Annotated in this window: 20 protein-coding genes; 13 read left to right on the top strand and 7 right to left on the bottom strand. The window is 69.0% G+C overall.

Features of this window, described 5'->3' with window-relative positions; all coding sequences use genetic code 11:
• Positions 1 to 11 precede the first annotated feature (11 nt).
• The 3 genes from VJ693_RS02855 to VJ693_RS02845 form a co-directional block, all read right to left on the bottom strand.
• Positions 12 to 1667, bottom strand: coding sequence for a PhoH family protein (locus tag VJ693_RS02855; RefSeq protein WP_324151953.1), 1656 nt, complete (start codon positions 1665 to 1667; stop codon positions 12 to 14).
• Positions 1668 to 1804: 137 nt separating this feature from the next.
• Positions 1805 to 2281, bottom strand: coding sequence for a peroxiredoxin (locus tag VJ693_RS02850; RefSeq protein WP_324151952.1), 477 nt, complete (start codon positions 2279 to 2281; stop codon positions 1805 to 1807).
• A 97-nt stretch (positions 2282 to 2378) separates the two neighbouring features.
• The gene (locus VJ693_RS02845; protein ID WP_324151951.1) at positions 2379 to 2771 is read right to left on the bottom strand and encodes an Mth938-like domain-containing protein; all 393 of its coding nucleotides are present in this window, start codon (positions 2769 to 2771) and stop codon (positions 2379 to 2381) included.
• Between the two features lie 148 nt (positions 2772 to 2919).
• Here VJ693_RS02845 and VJ693_RS02840 point away from each other — a divergent pair, with 148 nt between their 5' ends.
• The 11 genes from VJ693_RS02840 (at position 2920) to VJ693_RS02790 (ending at position 16923) form a co-directional block, all read left to right on the top strand.
• A complete protein-coding gene (locus VJ693_RS02840) occupies positions 2920 to 4143 on the top strand; it encodes a pyridoxal phosphate-dependent aminotransferase (RefSeq protein ID WP_324151950.1) in 1224 nt (407 codons plus the stop codon).
• 9 nt (positions 4144 to 4152) lie between these two features.
• The gene (locus VJ693_RS02835; protein ID WP_324151949.1) at positions 4153 to 5520 is read left to right on the top strand and encodes a homoserine dehydrogenase; all 1368 of its coding nucleotides are present in this window, start codon (positions 4153 to 4155) and stop codon (positions 5518 to 5520) included.
• A 5-nt stretch (positions 5521 to 5525) separates the two neighbouring features.
• A complete protein-coding gene (gene thrC / locus VJ693_RS02830; protein ID WP_324151948.1) occupies positions 5526 to 6947 on the top strand; it encodes a threonine synthase in 1422 nt (473 codons plus the stop codon).
• A gap of 36 nt (positions 6948 to 6983) precedes the next feature.
• Complete coding sequence (gene glp, locus VJ693_RS02825; protein WP_324151981.1) at positions 6984 to 8243, top strand: gephyrin-like molybdotransferase Glp; 1260 nt, start codon at positions 6984 to 6986, stop codon at positions 8241 to 8243.
• Positions 8244 to 8263: 20 nt separating this feature from the next.
• The gene (locus VJ693_RS02820; RefSeq protein WP_324151980.1) at positions 8264 to 8515 is read left to right on the top strand and encodes a MoaD/ThiS family protein; all 252 of its coding nucleotides are present in this window, start codon (positions 8264 to 8266) and stop codon (positions 8513 to 8515) included.
• Positions 8516 to 8522: 7 nt separating this feature from the next.
• Positions 8523 to 9017 (top strand): molybdenum cofactor biosynthesis protein MoaE, encoded by a 495-nt coding sequence (locus VJ693_RS02815; RefSeq protein WP_324151947.1) that lies wholly within the window; start codon positions 8523 to 8525, stop codon positions 9015 to 9017.
• Between the two features lie 54 nt (positions 9018 to 9071).
• Positions 9072 to 9557: a flavin reductase family protein gene (locus VJ693_RS02810; RefSeq protein ID WP_324151946.1), complete on the top strand. Its 486-nt coding sequence runs from the start codon at positions 9072 to 9074 to the stop codon at positions 9555 to 9557.
• A gap of 28 nt (positions 9558 to 9585) precedes the next feature.
• The gene (locus VJ693_RS02805) at positions 9586 to 10845 is read left to right on the top strand and encodes an acyl-CoA dehydrogenase family protein (RefSeq protein WP_324151945.1); all 1260 of its coding nucleotides are present in this window, start codon (positions 9586 to 9588) and stop codon (positions 10843 to 10845) included.
• 112 nt (positions 10846 to 10957) lie between these two features.
• The gene (gene clpB, locus VJ693_RS02800; RefSeq protein WP_324151944.1) at positions 10958 to 13549 is read left to right on the top strand and encodes an ATP-dependent chaperone ClpB; all 2592 of its coding nucleotides are present in this window, start codon (positions 10958 to 10960) and stop codon (positions 13547 to 13549) included.
• Positions 13550 to 14025: 476 nt separating this feature from the next.
• Positions 14026 to 15684, top strand: a complete 1659-nt coding sequence (gene nadB / locus VJ693_RS02795) for an L-aspartate oxidase (RefSeq protein ID WP_324151943.1) — start codon at positions 14026 to 14028, stop codon at positions 15682 to 15684.
• A gap of 72 nt (positions 15685 to 15756) precedes the next feature.
• On the top strand, positions 15757 to 16923 hold the full coding sequence (locus VJ693_RS02790; RefSeq protein WP_324151942.1) for an HD-GYP domain-containing protein: 1167 nt from the start codon (positions 15757 to 15759) through the stop codon (positions 16921 to 16923).
• 10 nt (positions 16924 to 16933) lie between these two features.
• Here VJ693_RS02790 and VJ693_RS02785 read toward each other — a convergent pair whose 3' ends face one another.
• The 4 genes from VJ693_RS02785 to VJ693_RS02770 form a co-directional block, all read right to left on the bottom strand.
• Positions 16934 to 17218 (bottom strand): late competence development ComFB family protein, encoded by a 285-nt coding sequence (locus VJ693_RS02785; protein ID WP_324151941.1) that lies wholly within the window; start codon positions 17216 to 17218, stop codon positions 16934 to 16936.
• Between the two features lie 79 nt (positions 17219 to 17297).
• Positions 17298 to 18167 (bottom strand): carboxylating nicotinate-nucleotide diphosphorylase, encoded by an 870-nt coding sequence (gene nadC, locus VJ693_RS02780; RefSeq protein ID WP_324151940.1) that lies wholly within the window; start codon positions 18165 to 18167, stop codon positions 17298 to 17300.
• 10 nt (positions 18168 to 18177) lie between these two features.
• The gene (nadA, locus tag VJ693_RS02775) at positions 18178 to 19290 is read right to left on the bottom strand and encodes a quinolinate synthase NadA (protein WP_324151939.1); all 1113 of its coding nucleotides are present in this window, start codon (positions 19288 to 19290) and stop codon (positions 18178 to 18180) included.
• 44 nt (positions 19291 to 19334) lie between these two features.
• A complete protein-coding gene (locus tag VJ693_RS02770) occupies positions 19335 to 20183 on the bottom strand; it encodes a helix-turn-helix transcriptional regulator (RefSeq protein ID WP_324151938.1) in 849 nt (282 codons plus the stop codon).
• Between the two features lie 64 nt (positions 20184 to 20247).
• Here VJ693_RS02770 and VJ693_RS02765 point away from each other — a divergent pair, with 64 nt between their 5' ends.
• Together VJ693_RS02765 and VJ693_RS02760 are read left to right on the top strand one after the other, a co-directional pair.
• Entirely contained in the window at positions 20248 to 21495 is a 1248-nt protein-coding gene (locus tag VJ693_RS02765) for an MFS transporter (RefSeq protein WP_324151937.1), read from the top strand.
• Positions 21496 to 21520: 25 nt separating this feature from the next.
• Positions 21521 to 23239 (top strand): thiamine pyrophosphate-binding protein, encoded by a 1719-nt coding sequence (locus VJ693_RS02760; RefSeq protein ID WP_324151936.1) that lies wholly within the window; start codon positions 21521 to 21523, stop codon positions 23237 to 23239.
• Position 23240: the final 1 nt, after the last annotated feature.

Raw genomic sequence — 23240 nt, 5'->3', positions numbered from 1 at the left:
TTGCCGGAGAGTCAGAGCACGTCCGAAGCATAGTCCGCCAACCGTGAACGCTCGCCCCGGGCGAGCGTCACGTGGCCGGAGTGCGGCCAGCCCTTGAAGCGGTCGACTGCGTAGGTCAGGCCCGAGCTTCCTTCGGTCAGGTAGGGTGTGTCGATCTGCGCCAGGTTGCCCAGGCAGACGATCTTGGTGCCGGGGCCCGCGCGGGTCACCAGCGTCTTCATCTGCTTGGGCGTCAGGTTCTGCGCCTCGTCGATCAGCACGAATTTGTTCAGGAACGTGCGGCCGCGCATGAAGTTCAGGCTCTTGATCTTGATCTTCGAACGCACCAGGTCGTTGGTCGCGGCGCGGCCCCATTCGCCGGCCGAGTTGTCGCTCTTGGCCAGCACCTCGAGGTTGTCGTCCAGCGCGCCCATCCACGGGCCCATCTTCTCTTCCTCGTTGCCGGGCAGGAAGCCGATGTCCTCGCCGACGGGCACGGTGACGCGGGTCACGATGATCTCGGTGTAGCGGCGGTCCTCCATCACCTGGGACAGGCCGGCGGCCAGCGTCATGAGCGTCTTGCCGGTGCCGGCGGTGCCGGTCAGCGTGATGAAGTCGCAGTCCGGGTCCATCAGCAGGTTCAGCGCGAAGTTCTGTTCGCGGTTGCGCGCGGTGACGCCCCAGATCGCGTTCTTGCCGTGCGTGTAGTCGCGCAGCGTCTTCAAGACCGCCGTCTTGCCGGTGATCTCGGTCACCCGGGCGTACAGCGGCGCCTCGCCGGGCGACTCGAGGTAGACAAACTGGTTGACCATCAGCGCCGGCACCAGCGGCCCGCTGATGCGGTAGAAGGTGTGGCCACCCTGGCTCCAGCTCTCCATCGTCTTGCCGTGGCGATCCCAGAAGTCGCTGGGCAGCGGCAGCACGCCGGTGTAAAGGAGGTCGCCGTCTTCGAGGGTCTTGTCGTTGTAATAGTCCTCGGCGTCCAGCCCGAGCGCGCGCGCCTTGACGCGCATGTTGATGTCCTTGGACACCAGCACGACTTCGCGGCCCTTGAGCTCCTCGCGCAGCGACTGGACGACGCCGAGGATCTGGTTGTCCGCCTTGCCTTGTGGCAGCCCGGCCGGCAGCTTGATTTCACGCAGCGTGGTCTGGAAGAACAGCTTGCCGCCAGCCTCGCGGTGGCCGGTTTTCGCCAGCGCGATGCCGGCAGTGGGGTCGAGCTTGCTGTCGGCGGCCAGTGCGTCGAGCTCGCGACTGACCTGGCGAACGTTGCGCGAGACCTCGCTCATGCCCTTCTTGTGGCCGTCGAGCTCCTCGAGCGTGATCATCGGCAGGTAGATGTCGTGCTCCTCGAAGCGGAAGAGCGACATCGGGTCGTGCATCAGGACGTTGGTGTCGAGCACGAAGAGCTTGGCCGGGCCGGCGCTGCGCGGCTTGCGCGCCTTGGGCTCGGCAGCGGCCGTCTTGCGGGCGGGCGCCGCGGCGCGGCTTTTCGCCGGCAGGGGCGGCGCGGCCAGGGTGCCGGCACTGTCACTGTCCTTGCGCAGCGCGAGGGCGGGGGTGTCGTCATCGGCGCTTGCGGCGCCGGCCTGGGGGCTGTGGCGCGCCGATTTCGGCGCGGCTTGGGTTTCGTAGGCGGAGGGCGGGAGGATGGCGGCGCGGGTGGTGGGTGGCTTTGGCAAGGGCATGGAGGGCAGGCTCAATGACAAGGGTGCGCGGGTGCCAGAGACAAAAAAGCCGCACAGACGGCTGTGCGGCTTGGTGGGTTGATGCTCGGCATCGGCGTCTCGGGCATGAACCCATTATGCACATCCGCAGCGGAACGTCACGCCGCCTTCTTCAGGTCCTTCACCGCCTTCAGCACCTCGTCCACGTGCCCGGCAACCTTGATGCCGCGCCACTCGGCGCGCAGCATGCCCTGGCCATCGATCAGGAAGGTCGAGCGCTCGATGCCCTTGACCTTCTTGCCATACATGATCTTGTTCTTGACCACGCCGAACATGTGGCAGAGTTTCTCCTCCGTGTCGGCGATCAGTTCGAACGGCAACTCGAGGTTCTGCTTGAACTTCTCGTGCGAAGCCATGTTGTCGCGCGACACCCCGAACACGACGGCGCCGGCCTTCAGGAAATCCTTGTGCTGGTCGCGGAACTGCATCGCCTCGGTGGTGCAGCCGGGGGTGTTGTCCTTCGGGTAGAAATACAGCACGATCGCCTGGCCCTTGAAGGCCTGCGGCGTGAACTTCACGCCCCCGGTGGCTTGCGCTTCAATTTCCGGCAGGGGTTTGTTGAGGGCTGGCGTCATGAGGTTTGTGTCTTATGCGGGCGCCCCTGTGAGGCATAGCCCGTCATTATAAATTGAAGTGTGAGGTATTCCTCGCGTGGCGGCTTGAACCGGCCGGTCAAGGGCCATGCGCCACCGCGCCTTCGATCACGAAGGCGCCGAGCACCCTGCGCCCCTCGTGGACCAGCACGTTGAACGTGCGGCAGGCCGCGGCGGTGTCCATGGTTTCGACCCCGATGCGGCGCTCGATCAACGAGCGGTACAGGGCAGGCGAGACGAACCGATGGGTGGCACCGCTGCCGAAGACCACCAGTTCCGGGTCGAACTCGACGATCGCCGCAAAGTGATCGGCCTGCAACGCACTGGCGCTTGCCACGGGCCAGGCCTTCACCTCACCGCGCCACGGCACCAGGACGCTGGACGCGAACGAAGTCGCGTGCACCCAGACCCGGCCGGTTTCCAGCTTCGAAATGGCGTTCACGCCATCGAGGTGATCCGGTTGAAATTTCATCGTGCTCCCTGGGCATCTCCACCGGCTGGCCGACGCCAATCCTTGGTGAAACGCCTATGGTTAAATTGTACGTTTTGCAGCGCAACAACGCACCTGCGAGGGTCGCCCCGAGCCACCCGTCCTGCCGCGCTGTCGAGGAGCCCCCGGTTTGAAACCCATCGCCAAGTCCAGCAAGCTCGCCAACGTCGGCTACGACATCCGCGGCCCGGTGCTCGACAAGGCGCGGGAGATGGAGGAAGAGGGCCACAAGATCATCAAGCTGAACATCGGCAACGTCGCCGCGTTCGGCCTGGAGCCGCCCGACGAGATCGTGCAGGACATGATCCGCAATCTCCCACATGCGGCCGGCTACACCGATTCCAAGGGATTGTTCGCGCCGCGCAAGGCGGTCGTGCACTACTGCCAGGAAAAGAAGATCTCCGGCGTCACGGTGGACGACGTCTACCTGGGCAACGGCGCCTCCGAGCTGATCGCGATGAGCATGAACGCGCTGCTCGACGCGGGTGACGAGGTGCTGATCCCGTCGCCGGATTACCCGCTGTACACCGCGGTGGTCGCGCTGTCCGGCGGCACGCCGGTGCACTACCGCTGCGACGAGGGCTCGGGATGGCTGCCCGACCTGGCCGACATGAAGGCCAAGGTATCGCCGAACACCAAGGCGATCGTCCTCATCAACCCGAACAACCCGACGGGCGCGCTCTATCCGGTCGAGGTGCTCGAAGGCATCGTCGAGATCGCGCGCCAGCACCAGCTGATCGTCTTTGCCGACGAAATCTACGACAAGACGCTGTACGACGGCGTCGAGCACACCAGCATCGCCTCGCTGGCCGACGACGTGCTGTTCCTGACGTTCAATGGCCTGTCGAAGAACTACCGCTCGTGTGGCTACCGCGCCGGCTGGATGGTGGTTTCGGGCGACAAGCGCCACGCCCGCGACTACATCGAGGGCCTGAACATGCTCGCCTCGATGCGCCTGTGCGCCAACACGCCGGGCCAGTTGGCCATCCAGACCGCCTTGGGGGGCTACCAGAGCATCAAGGACCTGGTCGCGCCTGGTGGGCGGCTGGCGCGCCAGCGCGACCTCGCATACTCGCTGCTCACCCAGATTCCCGGTGTCTCGGTCGTCAAGCCGACCGCGGCGCTGTACATGTTCCCCCGCCTGGACCCGAAGGTCTACCCGATCGAGGACGACCAGCAGTTCGCCTACGAACTGCTGGCCGAGGAAAAGGTGCTGATCGTGCAGGGAACCGGCTTCAACTGGCCGACGCCCGATCACTTCCGTCTGGTGTTCCTGCCGAACACCGACGACCTCACCGAGGCCGTGGGCCGCATTGCCCGCTTCCTCGATCACTATCGCAAGCGTCACTCCTAGAAGATTCCTATGACAACACCCAGTGTTGCGGTGCAGGCTCATGTCGCAGAGCGGCGTGAAGTCGAAACCAAACCTATCCAGGTCGGCCTTCTGGGCATCGGCACCGTCGGCTCGGGCACCTTCAAGGTGCTGCAGCGCAACCAGCATGAAATCCAGCGCCGCGCCGGCCGGGGCATCGAGATCACGATGGTGGCCGACCTCGACGTGGCCCGCGCGAAGTCCATCGTCGGCGAAGGCGTGGAAGTCGTCGCCGACGCGCGCGCGGTGATCGCCAACCCGGCGATCGACATCGTCGTCGAGCTGATCGGCGGGTATGGCATCGCCAAGGCGCTGGTGCTCGAGGCCATCGCGGCCGGCAAGCACGTGGTCACGGCAAACAAGGCGCTGCTTGCGGTGCACGGCACCGAGATCTTTGCCGCCGCGCACGCCAAAGGCGTGATGGTCGCCTTCGAGGCCGCCGTGGCCGGCGGCATCCCGATCATCAAGGCCTTGCGCGAGGGCCTGACGGCCAACCGCATCGAATGGATCGCCGGCATCATCAACGGCACGACGAACTTCATCCTCAGCGAGATGCGCGACAAGGGGCTGGATTTCGCCACGGTGCTGAAGGAGGCCCAGCGCCTGGGCTATGCCGAATCCGACCCGACCTTCGACATCGAAGGCATCGACGCCGCGCACAAGGCGACGATCATGAGCGCCATCGCCTTCGGCGTGCCAGTCCAGTTCGACAAGGCGTATATCGAAGGCATCACCAGGCTGCAGGCCACCGACATCCGGTACGCCGAGCAGCTCGGCTACCGCATCAAGCTGCTGGGCATCACCAAGCGGCGGGAGCATGGCATCGAACTGCGGGTGCACCCGACGCTGGTGCCGGCCAAGCGGCTGATCGCCAACGTGGAAGGGGCGATGAACGCGGTGGTGGTGCAGGGCGATGCCGTCGGCACGACGCTGTACTACGGCAAGGGCGCCGGCTCCGAGCCGACGGCCTCGGCGGTGGTGGCCGACCTGGTCGACATCTGCCGCCTGCACACGGCCGACCCGGACCACCGCGTGCCGCACCTGGCCTTCCAGCCCGACGCGATGGCCGACACCGCGATCCTGCCGATCGAGCAGGTCGTGACCGCCTTCTACCTGCGGCTGCGCGTGGCGGACGAAGCCGGTGTGCTGTCGAAGATCACCACCATCCTGGCCGAGCACGACATCTCGATCGACGCCGTGCTGCAGCGTGAATCCGCCGAGGGCGAGAAGTCGACCGACCTGATCATCCTGACCCACGACACCGTCGAGGGCCGCATGCGCGACGCGCTGGCCAAGATGCAGGCGCTGTCCAGCGTGCTGGCGCCGATCGTCTCGATCCGCAAAGAAGAGCTGGCCTGAACGACATGCAGTACCTCAGCACCCGCGGCGATCCCGCGCCCAAGCGCTTCTGCGAGATCCTGCTCGAAGGCCTCGCGCCGGACGGCGGCCTGTACCTGCCGGCTGCCTACCCGAAGGTCGACGAGGCCACGCTGGCCCGTTGGCGCGGCCTGTCGTATGCCGACCTGGCTTTCGAGATCCTGTCGCTGTACATCGACGACATCCCCAGCGCCGACCTGAAGGCGCTGGTCGCGAAGACCTACACGCAGGCGACCTTCGGCACCGAAGCCGTCGTTCCGGTGCGCCGACTCGGCGACTCGGGGCTGTACATCGAAGCCCTGTCCAACGGCCCGACGCTGGCCTTCAAGGACATGGCGATGCAACTGCTCGGCAACCTGTTCGAGTACGAGCTGGCACGGCGCGGCGAGCAGCTCAACATCCTCGGGGCGACCTCGGGCGACACCGGCAGCGCCGCCGAATACGCGATGCGCGGCAAGCGCGGCGTGCGTGTGTTCATGCTCAGCCCGCACGGCCGCATGAGCCCGTTCCAGCAGGCACAGATGTTCAGCCTGCAGGACGAGAACATCCACAACATCGCCGTCGAGGGCGTGTTCGACGACGCGCAGGACATCGTCAAGGCGGTTTCCAACGACCTGGCCTTCAAGCGCAGTCAGAAGATCGGCACGGTCAACTCGATCAACTGGGCGCGCCTGCTGGCCCAGGTCGTCTACTACTTCGCCGGCTATTTCCAGGTCGCGAAGAGCGATGCCGAGCAGGTCAGCTTCGCCGTGCCCTCGGGCAACTTCGGCAACGTCTGCGCGGGCCACGTGGCCCGCATGATGGGGCTGCCGATCAAGCATCTCGTCGTCGCGACCAACGAGAACGACGTGCTCGACGAGTTCTTCCGCACCGGCACCTACCGCGTGCGCAAGGGCGCCGAGACGCACGAGACCTCCAGCCCGTCGATGGACATCTCCAAGGCCTCGAACTTCGAGCGCTTCGTGTTCGACCTGCTGGGCCGCGACGCGGCCCGCACGCGCGAGCTGTTCGGCACCCAGATCGAGCGCCAAGGCGGCTTCACGCTGTCGGCCGACGAATTCGCGCGCATCGCGGCCTTTGGCTTCCAGTCCGGCAAGAGCACCCATGCGGACCGGCTGGAAACGATCCGCTCGACCTGGCAACGCCACGGCACGATGATCGACACCCACACGGCCGATGGCGTGAAGGTGGCGGCCGAGCGGGCCGAGGCCGGCGTGTCCATGGTCGTGCTGGAGACCGCGCTTCCGGCCAAGTTCGCCGAGACCATCCGCGAGGCGCTGGGGCGCGAGCCCGAGCGCCCGGCTGGCCTGGAGGGCATCGAGGCGCTGCCCAAGCGTTTCGTCGTGATGCCGCCGGATGCCGCCCGGGTCAAGGCCTACATTGCGGAACACACCGGCCTGCCCGCCTGACGCCGGTTGCCGTTTGGCCTTACGCTGTGACCCATGATGGCTGACGCGAAGACACCCGCTGCCCGCCCCCCGTTGATGCCGCTCGACGAGGCGCTTTCGCGCCTGGCCGACGTGGCGTCGGGCCACCGCATCACCCAGGCGGAGGAGCTGCCGACCGCCGCGGCGCTTGGCCGCGTATTGGCCGCGCCCGTGGTGTCAGCGCTGGACGTGCCGCCGGCCGACAACAGCTCGATGGATGGCTATGCCTTGCGCGTGGCCGATCTGGCTGCGGGCCGGCCATTGCCGGTCAGCCAGCGCATCGCCGCCGGTTCGGTGGGCGCGCCGCTCGAGCCCGGCACGGCGGCCCGCATCTTCACCGGTGCGCCCATTCCCGCCGGGGCCGACGCCGTCGTGATGCAGGAGCAGTGCGAGCTGATTCCGGGCGAACCCTCCGAGGTGGAAGTGAATGGCACCGTCGAGGCCGGCCAGTGGATCCGCCGCCAGGGCGAGGACGTGCGCCATGGCAGCACGGTGCTGGCCGCCGGCACGCGCCTGACGCCGCAGGCCCTGGGCCTGGCCGCGTCGGTCGGCGCGGCTTCGCTGCAGGTGCTGCGCCGGCCTCGGGTGGCCCTGTTCTCGACCGGCGACGAGCTGGTGATGCCGGGCGATCCGCTGCCGCCCGGCGCGATCTACAACTCCAACCGCTTCACGCTGCGCGCGCTGCTCGAGGCGGCCGGCTGCGTGGTCGACGACCTCGGCATCGTGCCCGATCGGCTGGCCGCCACGCGCGAAGCGCTGCGCCGTGCGGCAGAGGGCAACGACCTCATCCTCACCTCGGGCGGCGTCTCGGTCGGTGAAGAAGACCACCTGAAGCCGGCCGTGCAGGCCGAGGGCCGGTTGGACCTCTGGCAGATGGCCATCAAGCCTGGCAAGCCGCTGGCCTTCGGTGCCGTGCGGCGTGCCGCGGGCGGCGAGGCGCTGTTCATGGGCCTGCCGGGCAACCCGGTGTCGAGCTTCGTCACCTTCGTGCTGGTGGTGGCGCCAGTGCTGCGGGCGCTGCAGGGCATGGTGGCAGCCTTGCCGCCGGCGCTGCCCCTGCGTGCTGGCTTCGAATGGCCCAAGCCCGACAAGCGGCGCGAGTTCCTGCGTGCCCAGTTGAACGCCGAGGGCGAGTTGGAGCTCTATTCGAACCAGAGTTCGGGCGTGCTGACGTCCGCCGTCTGGGCCGACGGCCTGGTCGACAACCCGCCGGGACGGGCCATCGCCCGGGGCGATACGGTGCGGTTCCTGCCGCTGGCCAGCCTGGTCGGGCGCTGAATTCGACGATGACGAAATCGATGAAGGTCAAGCTGCGTTTCTTCGCCTCGCTGCGCGAGGCGCTCGGGGGCCAGGGTGAGCTCGAGCTGCCCGAAGGCAGCCGGGTGGCCGACGCCCGCGATGCCTTGATCTCGCGCGGCGCGCCGTTCGACGCCAGTCTCGCCCGCCACCGCGCGCTGCGCGCGGCGCTGAACCAGACGCTGTGCGACGAGTCGGCCGCCCTGGCCGAAGGCGACGAGCTCGCCTTCTTCCCGCCGGTCACTGGAGGCTGAGGCGAGCATGGCCGCTGCGCGCGTCACGATCCAGACGGCCGACTTCGACGCCGGCGCCGAAATGGCCTCGCTGCGCGCGGCCGACCATGGCGTTGGCGCGGTGGCCTGCTTCGTCGGCACGGTGCGCGACCGCGAGGGGCTGCAAGGCGCCGCCGGCAGCATCCAGGCGATGGAGCTCGAGCATTACCCGGGCATGACGGAGCGCGCGATCGAGTCGATGATCGATGCGGCGATGGCGCGCTTCGCGATCCGCGCGGCGCGGGTCGTCCACCGCGTCGGTCCGCTGCTGCCGGGCGACCAGATCGTGCTGGTGGTGGTGACCTCCGTGCACCGCGGCGAAGCCTTCCAGGCCTGCGAATTCCTGATGGACTACCTGAAGACACAGGCGCCTTTCTGGAAGAAGGAGACCACCCCCGAGGGGGCGCACTGGGTCGATGCGCGGGTCAGCGACGACCAGGCCCTGGCTCGCTGGGGCCACTTCGCGCCGAACGCCGGGCGCTGACCCCGGGCTGAACCCCGGGGCGCGCGCCGGGAGTTTGGCCCTACCATCGGCGGCATGCCGCCGTTCGACGCCAAGGCCCTGCGCAGCACACTGGGCCGCTTCACCACCGGGGTCACGATCGCCACCTGCCGCGATGCCGATGGCCGCGCCGTCGGCCTGACCGCCAACTCCTTCAATTCGCTCTCGCTCGATCCGCCGCTGGTGCTGTGGTCGCTGCGCTCGGCCAGCCCGGCGCTGTCGGCCTTCCGCACCGCCAGCCACTTCGCGATCAATGTGCTGTCCGAGGCCCAGGTCGGGCTGTCGCGGCGCTTCGCGAGCGCCGTGCCCGACCGCTTCGCCGATGGTCAGTGGGCCGACGGCGCGGGCGGGGCACCGGTCCTGGCGGGGTGCACCGCGGTGTTCGAGTGCGCCCTGCACAGCCAGCAGGAGGCCGGCGACCACGTGCTGTTCATCGGGCTGGTCGAGCGGATGCACGAGGCCGCACTGCCGCCGCTGCTGTTCCAGGCCGGGCACTATCGCCTGCTCGGCGAGATTCTCTGACCCAACACTTCCAGCTCAGGAGGCCCCCGTGACCGCCTCGACCCGTGCCACCCCGCACATTGCCGGCGATCCGGCGCTGTTGTCGCCGCGCCAGCGCGAGCTGGTCGCTTTGGCCGCCGAGCTCGGCCGCACGCGCTTCGCGCCGCGCGCCGCCGTGCACGACCGGGACGCCACCTTCCCGGTCGAGAACTTGCGCGACCTGCGCGACAGTGGCCTGCTGGCGCTGTGCGTTCCAGCGCAGCGGGGCGGCTTGGGAGCCGATTTCACCGCCGCGATGCTCGTGGTGGCCGAGATCGGGCGGCATTGCGGCGCCACCGCGCTGTCGTTCAACATGCACGCCAGCGCCACGCTGTGGGCCGGCCCGGTGGCCGACGCACTGGATCTGACGCCGGCCGAGCGCGCCGACCAGGAGGCCCACCGGGCCATCCACTTCGAACGCATCGTTCGTCACGGCAAGCTGTACGCGCAGCCCTTCTCCGAAGGGGGCGCTGCGTCGGCCGGCAAGGCACCGTGGGGCACGCTTGCGAAGAAGGTCGAGGGGGGCTACCTCGTCAACGGGCGCAAGCTTTTCGCCACGCTGGCCGGCGTGGCCGACTACTACGGCGTGTTGTGCACGCTGGACACGCCCGGCGCCTCGCAACGCGATGCGCTGTACCTCGCGGTGCCGGCGGATTCGCCGGGCGTCAGCGTCGGCGGCGAGTGGGATCCGCTGGGCATGCGCGCCACCGTGTCGCGCGACCTGCTGCTGAAGGACGTCTTCGTGCGCGACAACGCGCGCCTGCTGCCCGAGGGCCGCTACTTCGAAGCCACACAGCGCTGCCCGTACATGTTCGCGACGCTCGCCGCCACCTACATGGGCATTGCCCAGGCGGCCTACGACTTCACGGTGCAGTATCTGCGCGCCGAACTGCCCGGCATGCCGCCGGTGCAGCGCCGTATGTACCCGACCAAGCAGCTCGCGGTGGCGCAGATGCGCATCATGCTCGAGCAGGCGAGGGCGCTGTTCCTCCAAACGGCGCAGAACGCGCAGCCTGACCCGGATGCCGAGGCGCGGCTGCGCCTGCTGGCTGGCCACTACACGGTCATGGAGAGCGCCAACGCCCTGTGCGCACTGGCCATCCGCACCTGCGGCGGCGCCTCGATGCTGAAATCGCTGCCGCTGGAGCGCCTGTACCGCGACTCGCGCTGCGGCTCGCTGATGCTGCCGTGGACGGCCGAACTGTGCCTGGACCAACTTGGCCGGGACGGCCTCTACGACCCCGGCGAGGGCGACGAAGTCATCGAGTAGCGGGGTCCAGACGACTTGGGGCGCTTGCGCGAGCGCAAGGCGCCAAACTGCGTCAGGCCTTGAAATTGCCTCGGCGATGCCCCAAGTGGCATGGCAACGGAGGATTCCACCCATGCGTCAGGACAAACTCACCACCGCTTTCCAGCAGGCATTGGCTGATGCCCAGAGCTTGGCGGTTGCTCGAGACAACCCCTATGTCGAGCCGGCCCACCTGCTGGCCGCGATGCTCACGCAGCCAGACGGCCCGAAGGCCTTGCTGGACCGCGCCGGCGCGAACACCGCGGCGCTGAAGACGGCCATGGACACGGCAATCAACGGCTTGCCCAGCGTGCAGGGGGGCGGCCCGGTGCAGGCGGGGCGCGATCTCGTCCAGTTGCTGCAGTCGGCCGACAAGGAGGCCAGCAAGCGCGGCGATCAGTTCATCGCCAGCGAGATGTTCCTGCTCGCGCTGGCCGACGCCAAGAGCGACATGGGCGGCATCGTGCGCGGCCATGGCCTGACCCGCAAGTCGCTCGAGGCCGCAATCGAGGCGGTGCGCGGCGGGCAGAAGGTCGATTCGGCCGATGCCGAGGGCCAGCGCGAGGCGCTGAAGAAATACACGCTCGACCTGACCGAGCGCGCCCGCCAGGGCAAGCTCGATCCGGTGATCGGCCGCGACGACGAGATCCGCCGCGCCATCCAGGTGCTGCAGCGCCGCTCGAAGAACAACCCGGTGCTGATCGGCGAGCCGGGCGTCGGCAAGACGGCCATCGTCGAGGGCCTGGCCCAGCGCATCGTCAACGGCGAGGTGCCCGACACCCTGCGCAACAAGCGCGTACTGGTGCTCGACATGGCGGGCCTGCTGGCCGGCGCCAAGTACCGCGGCGAGTTCGAGGAGCGGCTCAAGGCCGTGCTGAAGGAAGTGGCCGCCGACGAGGGCCGGATCATCCTGTTCATCGACGAGTTGCACACGATGGTCGGTGCCGGCAAGGCCGAGGGCGCCATTGACGCTGGCAACATGCTCAAGCCGGCGCTGGCGCGCGGCGAGTTGCACTGCATCGGCGCGACCACGCTGAACGAGTACCGCAAGTACGTCGAGAAGGACGCCGCGCTCGAGCGCCGCTTCCAGAAAGTGCTCGTTGACGAGCCGAGCGTGGAGGCGACGATCGCCATCCTGCGAGGTCTGCAGGAGAAGTACGAAGTCCACCACGGCGTCGAGATCACCGACCCGGCCATCGTCGCCGCAGCCGAGCTCTCGCACCGCTACATCACCGACCGCTTCCTGCCGGACAAGGCGATCGACCTGATCGACGAGGCCGCGGCCAAGATCAAGATCGAGATCGACTCAAAGCCCGAGGTGATGGATCGGCTGGACCGCCGCATGATCCAGTTGAAGATCGAGCGCGAGGCGATGAAGAAGGAGCACGACGAAGCGTCGCAGCGCCGGCTCGGGCTGATCGAAGACGAACTGCTCAAGCTGCAGCGTGAGTACAAGGATCTCGAGGAGATCTGGAAATCCGAGAAAGCCACGGCCCAGGGCTCGGCGCAGGTCAAGGAAGAGATCGAGAAGATCAAGTTCCAGGTCGAAGAGCTCAAGCGCAAGGGTGACTTCAACAAAGTCGCCGAGTTGCAGTACGGCAAGCTTCCCGAGCTGGAGAAGCGCCTCAAGGAAGCCCAGGCCAAGGAGGCCGGCAAGAAGGGCTCGCCCGGCGCGCCGCAGTTGTTGCGCACGATGGTCGGCGCGGAAGAGATCGCCGAAGTGGTGTCGCGCGCGACCGGCATCCCGGTCAGCAAGCTGATGCAGGGTGAGCGCGACAAGCTGCTGCAGATGGAGGCGAAGCTGCATGAGCGTGTGGTCGGCCAGGACGAGGCCATCACCGCCGTGGCCGATGCCATCCGCCGTTCCCGTGCCGGGCTGTCCGACCCGAATCGCCCGCTCGGCTCGTTCCTGTTCCTGGGCCCCACCGGCGTGGGCAAGACCGAGCTGTGCAAGGCGCTGGCCGGCTTCCTGTTCGACAGCGAAGACCACATGGTCCGCATCGACATGAGCGAGTTCATGGAGAAGCACTCGGTGAGCCGCCTGATCGGCGCGCCCCCGGGCTACGTGGGCTACGACGAGGGCGGCTACCTGACCGAGGCGGTGCGGCGCAGGCCCTACAGCGTGCTGCTGCTCGACGAGGTCGAGAAGGCTCACCCGGACGTCTTCAACGTCCTGCTGCAGGTGCTCGACGACGGGCGCCTGACCGACGGCCAGGGCCGCACGGTGGATTTCAAGAACACCGTGATCGTCATGACCAGCAACCTGGGCTCGCACCAGATCATGCAGATGGTCGGGCAGCCGAGCGAGGCGATTCGCGACGCCGTCTGGGTCGAGGTCAAGCAGCATTTCCGCCCCGAGTTCCTGAACCGCATCGACGAGACGGTGGTGTTCCACGCACTGGACAAGGCGAACATCGAGGCGATCGCGAAGATCCAGCTCAAGGGCCTGGAAGCGCGACTGGCCAAGATGGAGATGAAGCTCGACGTGGCGCCCGAGGCCCTGGCCGAAATCGCCAAGGTGGGCTTCGACCCGGTGTTCGGCGCGCGGCCTCTGAAGCGGGCGATCCAGCAGCAGATCGAAAACCCGGTCGCGCGGCTGATCCTCGAAGGAAAGTTCGGTGCGAAGGACGTGATCCCGGTGCGCTTCGAGAACGGCGAGTTCGCGTTCGGGCGCGTGGTGCACTGATCGGCTCTTTCGCCGGAAGGGCACGGCCGCCAGTGGCTGCCGTGCCCTTCATCGCCTCGACGGGGTCTTCAGCGCGCGGTGCCGGTGATCTGAACGCGCACCGGGTCACCCGGCTGCACGACCAGGCCGCCGTCCTCGCAATTCCAATGCCCATGGCCGGCGACACGTTCGGCCCGTAGCCGCTGATGGCGATGCGCTTGCGCACGCGGCCGTCCAGGCGAACCTCGAAGACTGTCGGCCGACCGTAGTCGGTCAGCCAGAGCGTCTCGGTCGAGGCCTGGTAATCGAGCCGGATGGGCGAGGCGACCGGCGACGACGTCGTAGTAGTGGGCGATCGGCCGTTGCGCTGGCGCAAGCCCGGGACAGGGAGGGCCCGCGTTTGGCAGCTTCGCGGATGGCCTACTCCGATGACCGAATGGTGACGTTGCCTAGAATGGCCGCTCCCTGACAAGGGCCCCTGCGGCCCGTTCGACGTCATGCAAGACAAGAAACAGGCCGCGGAGTCCGGCACGGCCCCGGTCGTGGTGGTGGGCGCCGGCCTGGCCGGATTGACGGTCGCGTTGCACGTGGCCGCCCAGGGCCAGCGCGTGATCGTGCTGGCCAAGCGCAATCTCGGCGAGGGCGCCACCGCCTGGGCCCAGGGGGGCATCGTCGGCGTGCTGGGCTCGGACGACAGCGTCGAGTCCCACGTGCGCGACACGCAGGACGCCGGCGCCGGCCTGGTCGACGAGCAGACCGCGCGCTTCATTGCCGAGCACAGCCCCGCGGCCATCGAGTGGCTGGTGGCGCAGGGCGTGCCGTTCTCGCCCGACCCTGCCGGACCGCTTGGCCTGCACCTCACGCGCGAAGGCGGCCACGCGGTGCGGCGCATCGCCCATGCCGCCGATGCAACCGGCCGCGCCATCCACGAGGCGCTTCTGGCACGTGCCAAGGCGCATCCGCTGGTCACGCTGAAGGAACGCTGGATGGCGGTGGATCTGATCACCGAGCGTCACCTCAAGCGCGAAGACGCGCCGCCGCACTGCCACGGTGTCTATGCGCTCGACATCGATCGCCAGCGCGTCGAGACGCTGCCGGCGCGCGCGGTCGTGCTGGCCACCGGGGGCGTCGGCAAGACCTACCGCTACACGACCAACCCCGACACGGCCACGGGCGATGGCATCGCGATGGCCTGGCGTGCCGGCTGCCGGGTGGCCAACATGGAGTTCATCCAGTTTCACCCGACGTGCCTCTATCACCCGCAGGAGCGCAGCTTCCTGATCACCGAGGCCTTGCGCGGCGAGGGCGCCGTGCTGCGGCTGCCGGCCAACGGCTACGCGACCCCTGAAGAGCCCTGGGGCCCCCGCTTCATGCCGGCGCACGACGAGCGCGCCGAGCTGGCGCCGCGCGATATCGTCGCCCGGGCGATCGACTTCGAGATGAAGAAGCATGGCGTCGATCACGTGTGGCTCGATGCCACCCACCTCGGCGAGGCCTTCCTCAAGGAGCACTTCCCGACCATCCATGCGCGTTGCCTGACGCTGGGCATCGACATCGCGCGCCAGCCGATTCCGGTGGTGCCGGCGGCGCACTACACCTGCGGCGGCGTGGTGACCGATCTCAACGGCCGCTGTGATCTGCCCGGCCTGTATGCGGTGGGCGAAGCCACCTACACCGGCCTGCACGGCGCCAACCGGCTGGCCAGCAACTCGCTGCTCGAGTGCGCGGTGATCGGGCGCACCTGCGCCCAGTCGATCATCGCCGGGCCGACGCCTCAGGTGCCGCCACTGCCGGCCTGGGACGAAAGCCTGGTCGAAAGCGCCGACGAGCAGGTGGTGATCTCCCACAACTGGGACGAGCTGCGCCTGCTGATGTGGAACTACGTCGGCATCGTGCGCACCACCAAGCGGCTCGAGCGGGCGCTGCACCGCATCGAGTTCCTTCGAAGCGAGATCGACGACTACTACGCGAACTTCCGGGTCACGCGCGATCTGCTCGAGCTGCGCAACCTGGTCGAATGCGCCGAGCTGATCGTGCGCTCGGCGCTGATGCGCCACGAAAGCCGTGGCCTGCACTTCAGCCGGGATTTCCCGCAGACACTGCCCGTGAGTTTTCCCACGGTATTGACGCGACCGGCGCGCAGCCGGCCACGCTGAGCTTGCACCCGGCTGGTGCTTGGGGTACATCTGGCGCGCTAAGTCCCGGGCTGACCGGGCTGGAGGGAATACATGGGTGCAGCGCAGCGCGCGCCGCTGGTCACCGTCCGCGACCTCATCGTCGTCGGGCAGCCGCTGCCTTTCCACGTGCATGACGCCTATGGCCGCCGCTTGCTGGCAGCCGGCCAGGTGCTCACGGGCGACACCCAGCTCGACATGCTGCTCGAGCGCGGCGCCTGGGTCGACCAGGAAGAAGCCGCCGTCGTGCGGCGTGACCGCCGCGCGGCACAGGCCGGCGGTGGCGCGCCGCTGGTGTCGACCTACCGCGAGCCGACGTTGTTCGACCGCTGGGAAAAACTCATCTGGGAGCTGGATGCGCTGCTGCGCAAGGTCATCGCGGGCCTGCCTTGTGCGCCGGAGCTGGAAGTGCTGGGGCGCCAGCTGATCACCCAGGTCGAACGCGACGTGGACGTGGCTCTGTTCGTCACGATCCGCCCGTCCGACCAGCGCTTCGCCCTCTATGCGCTGAGCCACGCCCTGCACGCGGCCACGGTGGCGGTGGTGCTGGCGCGCCAGCTGGGCTGGGGGCCCGAGCAGCAGCTGCGCCTGGTGCTGGGCGCACTGACGATGAACGTGTCGATCCTGGAACTGCAGGCGCAGATGGCTGCCCAGCAGGATCCGCCCACCGGCCGCCAGAAGCAGATCATCCGCGCCCATCCCGAGGCATCGGCGGCGCTCCTGCAAGCGGCGGGCGTGGCCGATGCCGAGTGGCTGACCATGGTGAAAGAGCATCACGAGCGGGCCGACGGCACCGGCTATCCGCAAGGGTTGAAGGGCTTGAGCGACATGGCCCACGCGTTGCGTACCGTCGATGTGTTCACCGCCAAGATCAGCCCCCGCGCCTTCCGGCCGGCGCTGCCGGTGCAGGCGGCCGCGCGCCAGCTGTTCCAGGAAGAGCAGGGCGGTCAGCTGGCGGCCGGCATGATCAAGGCGCTGGGCCTGTATCCGCCGGGCGACCTGGTCCAGCTGAAGAATGGCGAGATCGCGGTGGTTGCACGCCGCGGCGCGAGTGCGACGACGCCGCTGGTGGCGAGCCTGACCAACACCGCCGGGCAGCCCATCGCCGCCACGGCCCACCGCGACACCGCGCAGCCGGAGTTCGCCATTGCCGGCCCGGCCGTCGAGCGCAAGGGCCTGTCCCGCGTGCTGCCCGAGCGGGTCTACGGCTTGATGGACTGACGCGGGCCGGTCAGCGCCGCGCGCGCATCGCGTTGCGCGCCTGCACGAAGCCGAAGGCGAATTCGACCGCCTCCTGCACCGCGCGCTCGGACTCGGCACGCTCGTGTTCGGTCTGGAAGAACGCGAAATCCACGTCGTGGCGGATGTAGCGCGGCGGCAGCCGGTTCAGCGCCACGCAGGCGATGTCGGCCAGCGTGTCGCCGTTTTCCTGCAGGTGCGGGTGGTGGTGGGCCTGCTCCCGCACGGCGGTGAACACGGCCTTTTCGTAGAAGTTGTGGATCGACGCGGTATCCATGCCTGCGGCCTCGGGAGGTGGGTTCGGCCGACAGTGTCACCCGCCGGCCCGGCGCCGAACGCGCGAAATGCGTGACTTTTCAGGCCGGCCTGCCCAGCACCCGCATCGAATAGTCGACCGCGATCACATCCTTGGTGAGCTTGCCGATCGAGATGCGGTCGACGCCGGTGGCGGCGATGTCGCGCAGGCCCGCCAGCGTGATGCCGCCCGACGCCTCGAGCAGTGCGCGGCCCGCAGTCAGCGCAACCGCCTCGCGCATCAGGCCGAGGCTGAAGTTGTCGAGCAGCACACTGGTGGCGCCGGCATCCAGCGCCTGCTGCAGCTGGGTCAGCGTCTCGACCTCGATCTGGATGTCGACGCCGGCGTTCAGCTCTCGCGCGTTGCGCAGTACCGCGGCAATGCCGCCGGCCGCAGCGATGTGGTTTTCCTTGATCAGGATGCCGTGCCACAAGGCCAGCCGCTGGTTCTGCCCGCCGCCGATGCGCACCGCATACTTCTGCGCCTGCCGCAGGCCGGGGATGGTCTTGCGTGTGTCGAGCACCGCGCAGCCGCGCGGGTTCGGCGAGGCGCCGACGATCGCGTCGACGTGCCGGCGCGTGACCGTGGCGGTGGCCGACAGCAACTGCAGGAAATTCAGCGCCGGGCGTTCGGCCGACAGCAGCGCGCGTGCCTCGGCCTCGATCTCGCACACCGGCGTGTCGGCCGCCATCTTGGCGCCTTCGGCGTAGTGCCACTGCACGCGGGCCTGTGGGTCCAGCGTGTGCAGGCAGGCCTCGAACCAATCGCGCCCGCACAGCACGGCGTCTTCACGCACGCTGACGCGCGCGGGCACGCGTTGACCGGCGGGCACCAACAGGCTGGTCCAGTCGGCGCGGCCGATGTCTTCGAACAGCGCGTCGCGCACGTTGCGCGCCCGTGCCTCGGCGAGGGTTTCGTCGTGGTCGAACATCAGGCCGCCCTCATGCCGCGCCGATGCCGCGCACCATGCCTTGCACCTTCGGCGCCAGCGCAGACGGGTTCGCGGCGACGAAGGCCAGCATGCGGTCGATGCAGTGCACCGCCTTCTGGCCGACGGCCGGGTCGACCTCGATCTCGCCGCTGCCGTGCTCGAGGCAGTCGATCACGCCTTGCAGGCCGTTCATCGCCATCCACGGGCAGTGTGCGCAGCTCTTGCAGGTGGCCGAGCTGCCGGCGGTCGGCGCCTCGATCAGCGTCTTGCCGGGGGCCAGCTGGCGCATGCGGTGCATGATCTGGTTGTCGGTGGCGACGATGTATTCCTTCGCCTTGCCGTCGATCACGGCCTTGAGCATCTGCGAGGTCGAGCCCACGACGTCGGCGAGCTTGACCACGCCCTCGGGAGACTCGGGGTGCACGAGCACCATCGCGCCCGGGTGCTCGGCCTTCAGCAGCTCGAGCTCGGTGGCGCGGAACTCGTCGTGCACGATGCAGGCGCCGTTCCACAGCAGCATGTCGGCGCCGGTCTCCTGCTGGATGTAGCGTCCCAGGTGCTTGTCGGGTGCCCAGAGCACCTTCTGGCCCTGGTCTTTCAGGTGCCGCACGATCGCCAGCGCGCAGGAGCTGGTCACCATCCAGTCGGCCCGCGCCTTCACCGCCGCGCTGGTGTTGGCGTAGACGACGACTTGCCGGTCGGGGTGGGCATCGCAGAAGCGGGTGAAATCGTCCGGCGGGCAGCCCAGGTCGAGCGAGCAGGTCGCATCCAGATCGGGCATCAGCACGCGCTTGCCGGGCGACAGGATCTTCGCCGTCTCGCCCATGAAGCGCACGCCGGCGACGACGAGGGTCTGGCTGGCGTGGTCGCGGCCGAAGCGGGCCATCTCGAGCGAATCGGCGACGCAGCCGCCGGTTTCGAGGGCCAGGTCCTGCAGGTCGTCTTCGACGTAGTAGTGGGCGACCAGCACGGCGTTCCTGGCCTTCAGCAGCGCGGCGGCCTTGACCTTCAGATCGTCGCGCTGGGCGCGCGTCAGCGCCGGCGGTACCTTGGCCCAGGCGTGGGCGATGCAGGTGGCGCCGCTGGCGTCCTGGCGGGTGTAGTCGTAGACGGCTTCTGTCATGGCGAAATTCTAGGTGGGGCCCGATCGGCCGACGTCAAGCAGGGTCAGGCCTCCGCAAAGAAGCGGCTGGGCGGCACGCCGACCGCGCGGGTGACCATCGCGCTGAAGGCGCTCGGGCTCGCGTAGCCCAGCTCGGCGGCGATCAGCCGCATCGGCTGCTTGCGCGCCGCCATCAACAGGGCCTGGGCCAGCAGCAGCTGCTGCCGCCACTGGCCGTAGCTGGTGCCCAGCTCCTCACGGAACCAGCGCGACAGCGTGCGGGCGCTGGTTGCCGCATGCGCGGCCCAACCCTCGATATCGGCGTGGCGCAGCGGCTGATCCAGCATCGCTTCGCACAGGCGGCGCAGTCGCCCTTCGCGCGGCAGCGGCAGGCCGAGCTGCAGGCTGCGCGCGCGGCGCATTTCGTCCAGGATGAGCGCGCAGATCGTGCGCTCGCGGGCCACGTCGGCCGGAAGGCCCGGGACGGCATCGGGATCGACGACGAGCTGCAGCACCAGCTCGCGCATCAGCGGCGAGACCTCCAGCACGCGGCAGTGGCCCCACGCACCGTCGGCACCCAGCTGCACCACGGCCGATTCGTGCAGGTACAGCGTGCGAAGGTTGGCCCGCTCGACGGCGGTGACCGCGTGCACCACGCCCGGTGGGATCCACACCGCCCGCGACGGCGGCACGAGGTAGGTGCTGCCGGCGCCGTCGCCCTGGGTGGAGACGCGCACCGCGCCGTTGATCGAGAACACGAGCTGCGCCCAATCGTGCCGGTGGGGCTGGATGTCCATCTGATGCGCCATCTGGCGCACCTTGCCTCGCAGCGGGCGCTCGATGCTCGGTGCGAAGCGCTGCGGATCCAGCGGCGGCAGGCTGGCACGCCGGCGGGGGGAGGGCGGTCTTGGCATGAATTCGATACTTCTTGGCAGGCTATCGTAACCATGACGGGGAAGCCCTGCCTACAGTGCCGACATGAACTCCGTCAGCGTGCCCGTGACCGCCGCGGCCTCGGCCCGGCGCGACTTCGCCACCATCGGCCTCATCGGCCTGGCCCATGGCTGTTCGCACTTCTTCCACATGCTGCTGCCGCCGCTGTTCCCGGCCTTCATCCGCGACTTCGGCCTGAGCTACTCGGAGTTGGGCTTGCTGGTGACCACCTTCTTCGTGATCTCGGGCGTCGGCCAGGCGCTGGCCGGCTTTCTCGTCGACCGCACCGGCGCGCGGCCGGTGCTGTTCACCGCGCTCGGCTGTTTCGTGCTGGCGGCCCTGGCGGCGGCCGGCGCCAACGGCTTCGGCGGGCTGATGCTGGCCGCGGGGCTGGCCGGCCTGGGCAACTCGCCGTTCCACCCGGTGGACTTCACGATCCTCAACAAGCGGGTGTCGCAGCCGCGCCTGGGCCACGCGTTCTCGGTGCACGGCATCTCGGGCAATCTGGGCTGGGCGCTGGCCCCGGTGTTCTCGATCGGCATCAGCGAACTCACCGGCAACTGGCGCATGGCCTATGTGGGCTGCGCGCTGGTGGCGCTGACGGTGCTGGTGCTGCTGGCCCTGAACCGCAAGGCCATCGACGACCGGCAGGGCGCGTGGGCGCATGAGCGCTCGGCCCATGCGGCGGCGCCGAGCGAACACCCGATGGCGTTCCTGCGCCTGCCCTCCGTGTGGCTGTGCTTCTCGTTCTTCTTCTTCACCACCGCGGCGCTGGCCGCGATCCAGAGTTTCGCCAGCCCGGCGCTGCAGGCCATGTACGGCCTGCCGACGGCGATCACGGCCTTCGTCGTCACCGGCTACATGCTGTGTGGCGCGGTCGGCATGGTGATTGGCGGCTTTCTCGTCGGGCGCACTGAATCGCTCGAGCGCAACATCGGCTTCGCGATGGCGGCCTCGGCCGCGCTGCTGGCGCTGGCCGGCAGCGGCTGGCTGCCGGGCCTGTTGACAGCGGGCGTGGCGGCGCTCGCCGGCTTTGGCACCGGCATCGCCGGCCCGTCGCGCGACATGCTGATCAAGCGCGCCGCACCGCCGGGCGCCACCGGCCGCGTCTATGGCACGGTGTATTCGGGCCTGGATGTCGGCTTCGCGATGGCGGCGCCGGTGTTCGGCGCGCTGATGGACCGTGGCTCGCCACACGGCGTGTTCCTCGGCTCGGCGCTCGCGCTGGTGCTGGGCATCGTGGCGGCGAGTCTCGTCGGGCTGGCGCGGCGGCGGGCGCTCGCGCCGGCCTGAGCCAGACGCGGCGCTACAGTGCCCCATGCCTGACCAAGATCCTGCCGCGCGCCCGGCCGGCCATGCGCTGGTCGAGGCGCTGGTGGCTCAGGGCGTCGACACCGTGTTCGGCGTGCCCGGCGAGAGCTACCTCGCGGTGCTCGACGGCTTTCACGAACACCGCGAGCGCATCCGCTTCATCGCCTGCCGGCACGAGGGTGGCGCAGCCTTCATGGCCGATGCCCACGCGCGGCTGACCGGGCGGCCGGGCATCTGCTGCGTCACCCGCGGCCCCGGCGCGAGCAACGCCGCGATCGGCGTGCACACCGCCTTCCAGGACAGCGTGCCGCTGGTGGTGCTGGTCGGCCAGGTCGCGTCGGATCAGCGTGACCGCGAGGCCTTCCAGGAGCTCGACTACCGGCAGCTGTTCGGCCCGGGCACGCTGGGCATGGCGAAATGGGCGGCCGAGGTGCAGAGCGCCGATCGGTTGCCCGAGTACCTCGCCCGGGCCTTCCACGTTGCGCTGCAAGGGCGGCCCGGGCCCGTGGTCCTCGCGCTGCCGGAGGATCTTCTGGGCACCCCGACCGCCGCGCCGGTGCTGCCGCGCGTCGAGCCGGCCGAGGCCTGGCCCGCGCCGGGCGCGCTGCGCGAACTGCGAGCCCGGCTGCTGGCAGCCCGGCGCCCGTTCCTGATCGCCGGAGGCCACGGCTGGACGTGCGACAGCGCGCTGGCCTTGCAGCGATTCGCCGAGAACTGGCAGCTTCCGGTCGGCTGCGCGTTTCGCTACCAGGACGTGTTCGATAACCACCATGCGCTGTACGCCGGCGACGTGGGCATCGCCATCAACCCGGCCCTGGTCCGCCGGATTCGCGACGAGGCCGACCTCGTGCTCGCGATCGGTGTGCGCTTGGGCGAGATGACGACCGGCGGCTACACGCTGCTGCAGGCACCCCGGCCGCGCCAAGTGCTGGTGCACCTGCACCCGGGCGCGGAGGAACTGGGCCGCGTCTACGCGCCGGACGTGGCGTTGCAGGCCTCGCTCGCCTGCGCCGGCAAGGCACTCGAGACGCTCGCGGCGCCGCCGACCCTGCCCTGGGCCGATTGGAGCGCCGCCGCGCACGCCGACTACGAAGCGAACCGCGTCCACCCACCGGTGGAACCGCTCGACATGGCCGAGGTCGTCAAGACGATCGAGCGGCTCGCTCCACCCGACGCGATCTACACCAACGGCGCCGGCAACTACGCCGGCTGGCTGCACCGCTACCTGCGCTATCGCAGCCTGGCGGCGGCCGGCAAGACCCAGCTTGCGCCGACGGCGGGATCGATGGGCTACGGCTTGCCGGCCGCCGTGGCGGCCTGCCTGACGCAACCGGAACGCTGGGCGATCAACCTGACGGGCGACGGCGACTTCCTGATGAACGGCCAGGAGCTCGCCACCGCGGTGGCCCACGGCGCCCGGCGGCTCGTCAGCATCGTCGTCGACAACGGCGGCTACGGCACGATCCGGATGCACCAGGAGCGCGAGTACCCCGGGCGCGTCAGCGGCACGGCGCTTGCGAACCCCGATTTCGCTGCACTGGCCCGGGCCTACGGCTGGCGGGCGGACACCGTCGAGCACACCGCGCGATTCGAGCCGGCATTCCAGGCCGCGCTTCAGGCGAACAGCCCGACGCTGCTGCACCTGCGGCTGGATCCGGACGTGAGCCACACCCGCGGCAGCCTGAGCGCGATCCGCGCCGCGGCCCTGGCAAAGCGGCAGGCCTGAG

The organism is Ideonella sp., assembly GCF_035254525.1.
Taxonomy (GTDB): Bacteria; Pseudomonadota; Gammaproteobacteria; order Burkholderiales; family Burkholderiaceae_C; genus Ideonella.
The sequence above is the reverse complement of the archived record's forward strand: the minus strand, read 5'-3'. Positions and strand labels throughout refer to the sequence as shown.